A 3,190-nucleotide genomic window follows, 5' to 3' on the forward strand; every position below is an offset into this window, starting at 1 on the left:
GTACGAGCCCATCGCTTGTGTCCTTCCTCGACGGTAGTTGTGGACCGAACCACTCTATGGGACCTGCGGTGGGGGCGACCTCGTGTCTGCGTCGGACGGACACGATCGCGCGACGAGCGGGCGAAGTGCCTACCCTGACTCGCATGACCTCGATAGCGGAAGACCTTCTGCTCCTGCTGCTCGACGACGAATCGGGGAAGCCGCTCGTCGACGGAGTGAAGTTGCCCCGTGTTCTCGCGGGTGCGGTGCTCGTCGAACTCGCCCTCGACGACGTGGTGGCGGTCGACACCGAGGGGAAGCAGGTGAGAAAGGGGCGGATCGTGATACGCACCGAGGCGCGACCCGCCGATCCGATCCTCGCCGAGGCGGTCGAACGGCTCCGCTCGGGCAGGCCGGTGAAGCCGACGGTGGCCATCGAGAAACTGCAGAAGGGCCTCCAGGAGAAGCTTCTCGCACGGGTCGTCGAGCAGGGCTCGGTCTCGGAGGAGCGCGGGAAGATACTCGGTGTCTTTCCGACGAAGAAGTGGCCCGCGAGCGATTCCGGCCACGAGCAGCGCGTTCGTGGCCCGATCCGCGCGGCGTTGATCGACGGCCTGACCCCCGACCCACGCACCGCGGCCCTGATCGCGCTGCTGTCGGCGGCGGATGCGGCGCCGAAGGTGTTCCCGGAGGCCGACAAGCGGGCGGTGAAGAAGCGGGCGAAGGATATCGCGCAGGGCGAGTGGGCGGCCGAGGCGGTACGCGACGCCGTCGCATCGGTCAACGCGGCGATGATGACGGCCATCGCAGCGGGTGGAGCGGTGGCGGGTTCGAGCTGATCCGGATCGCGCCGGGTCAGGAGGGCACGCCGAGCTTCCGATACCGTTCGATCCGCCGCCGGTACCGTTCCTCCGCGGGTTCGTCGGTGAGGACGGCGAGTTCGCGCGCGACCGCCGCGCCGACCCGCTTGACGAACGAGACGGGTTCCTCGGTGGCGTCGGGGTGCTCGGGGACGACCGCGTCGACCACACCGTTGCGCAGCAGGTCGCGGGAGCGGATCCCCTGATCCTGCGCCATCACCGGAGCGTGGGTGGTGTCGCGGTGCACGATGGCGCTGGCGCCTTCGGGTGGGAGCGGTGCGAGCCAGCCGTGCTGCGCGCACAACACCCGGTCGGCGGGCAGCAGGGCGAGCGCACCTCCTCCGGTGCCCTGGCCGAGCAGCACCGACACCGTCGGGGTGGACAGAGTGACGAGATCGGCGAGGCAGCGGGCGATCTCGGGTGCCAGCCCGCGCTCCTCGGCCTCCTTCGACAGTGAGGCACCCAGGGTGTCGATGACGAGCACCAGCGGCAGGCGCAGTTCGTCTGCCAGCCGCATCGCGCGCCGGGCTTCGCGCAGCGCACCCGGCCCCATCGTGCGTTCGGGCGACTGTCCCGCGCGGTCCTGGCCGAACATCACGCACGAGACGCCGCGGAACCGGGCGAGCGAGAGCAGCACGGTGCGGTCGGACTCGCCCTGCCCCGTTCCGGACAGGGGTACCTGTGCGGAGGCGGCGTGCCGCAGCAATTGCCGGATGCCGGGTCGTTCGGGACGTCGGCTGAGCATCACCGACTGCCAGGCCGGGATGTCGGGGACGTCGTCGACGGCGGTGATCGCCGGACTCGCTGCCACCTCGGGCCGGTTCGGCTCGACCAGCACGCGCAGCAGCCGGTGTACCACCTGCCGCACCCCGCCGAGGGGCACGACCCCGTCGATCACGCCCTTGCGGTACAGGTTTTCCGCCGTCTGCACGTCTTCCGGGAAGTCCTCCTGATAGAGCGCCTTGTAGACGCGCGGGCCGAGGAAACCGACGAGCGCGCCGGGTTCGGCGGCGGTGACGTGCCCGAGCGACCCCCACGACGCGAACACGCCACCGGTCGTCGGATTGCGCAGGTACACGAGGTAACCGAGATGGGCGGCCTTGTGGGCGGCGACGGCGGCGGCGATCTTCACCATCTGCACGAAGGCGAGGGTGCCTTCCTGCATGCGGGTGCCGCCCGAAGTGGGGGACGCGAGGAGGGGCAGTCCCTCGGCGGTCGCGCGTTCGACGGCGGCAACGATACGTTCGGCGGCGGCGACACCGATAGAGCCTGCGAGGAAGGAGAATTCGCACACGATCAGCGCGACGCGCCGGCCGTGGACGGTGCCCGAGCCGGTGAGCACGGATTCGTCGACACCCGACTTCTCGGCGGCCCTGCCCAGATCGGCGAGGTACTTCTCACCGGCCCCGACGTCGATGGGCGGAACGTCCCAGGAGGCGAAACTGCCCGGGTCGAGCACCTTGTCGATGAACTCCTGCGCCGAGATCCTGCCACCGGCCACGTTGCCTCCACCTGTCCTCGTCGGTCGAAGGTCAACCTATACCGACGCGAACGAGGGGGAGAATATGTGCGGCGTCTTGCGAGAAACCGCACATATTCTCCCCTTCGAAGCGGGATCGGCTATCGGCCGAGCGCTTCCTTCCACGTGACCGTCCGGCCGATGCGCAGGATCGACCGCTGGTAGATGCGCGCGGCGATCACGCTGAGCACTCCGATGGCGATCACCATGAGCACGATGGTGCCGACGATCTGCACCGGCGTGGCAACACCCGCGGCGATGCGCAGGGGCATGAGGATTGCCGAGAACGGCGGGATCCAGCTCAGCGTGGTGCTCCATCCGGCCTCGGGGTCGTCGACCGACGAGAAGGCCGCGAAGAACATCGCAAGGATGAGGAACACCAGCGGGCCCGAGGTGGAGTTGACGTCCTCCTGCCGAGACACCATCGATCCCGCCGCCGCGTAGAGCACGGCGAAGAACGCGAAACCGAGGACGAACCAGCCGAGCGTGCCGGCGAGAACCCCGAGGGCGGTGCCGGTGATCGTGAGGGTACCGGTGGCGAGTGCGGTGCCGACACCGACCGCGCCGTAGGCGGTGAGCTGCAGGAGCCCCACCGCGCCGATGCCGAGGATCTTGCCCCACAGCAACTGCAGTGGCCGCAGGGTCGACAGCAGCAGTTCGACGACCCGCGAGGACTTCTCCTCGACGACACCCATCGCGACGTACATGCCGAACATCAGGATCTGCATGTACAGCAGGACCACGGCGATGATCGAGAGGATGATCCGTTGTCCCTGTTCGGGATCCGGCGGGTCGAGGGCGTCGACGGTCACGGTCGCCGTGGCCACGTCGG

Annotated in this window: 3 protein-coding genes; 1 reads left to right on the forward strand and 2 read right to left on the reverse strand. The window is 69.0% G+C overall.

Translation table 11 applies throughout. From position 1 onward, the window contains the following. The first annotated feature begins 143 nt into the window (after nucleotides 1-143). A complete protein-coding gene (locus R1101_RS0119745) occupies nucleotides 144-818 on the forward strand; it encodes a GOLPH3/VPS74 family protein (protein WP_016935039.1) in 675 nt (224 codons plus the stop codon). Between the two features lie 16 nt (nucleotides 819-834). Here R1101_RS0119745 and R1101_RS0119750 read toward each other — a convergent pair whose 3' ends face one another. After that, nucleotides 835-2,340 carry a carboxyl transferase domain-containing protein gene (locus tag R1101_RS0119750; RefSeq protein ID WP_016935040.1) on the reverse strand — a complete coding sequence of 502 codons (1,506 nt, stop codon included), beginning with the start codon at nucleotides 2,338-2,340 and terminating at the stop codon, nucleotides 835-837. A 119-nt stretch (nucleotides 2,341-2,459) separates the two neighbouring features. Then, nucleotides 2,460-3,190, reverse strand: a 731-nt coding sequence (locus R1101_RS0119755; RefSeq protein WP_016935041.1) for an ABC transporter permease, incomplete at its 5' end; no start/stop codon positions are given.

It is taken from the genome of Rhodococcus sp. R1101, from assembly GCF_000278445.1.
In the GTDB taxonomy this organism is placed as follows: Bacteria; Actinomycetota; Actinomycetes; order Mycobacteriales; family Mycobacteriaceae; genus Rhodococcus; species Rhodococcus gordoniae.

Excerpts from the sequence above, each read along its gene's own strand:
- R1101_RS0119745 (WP_016935039.1), top strand. The coding sequence starts at position 144 with ATGACCTCGATAGCGGAAGACCTTCTGCTCCTGCTGCTCGACGACGAA.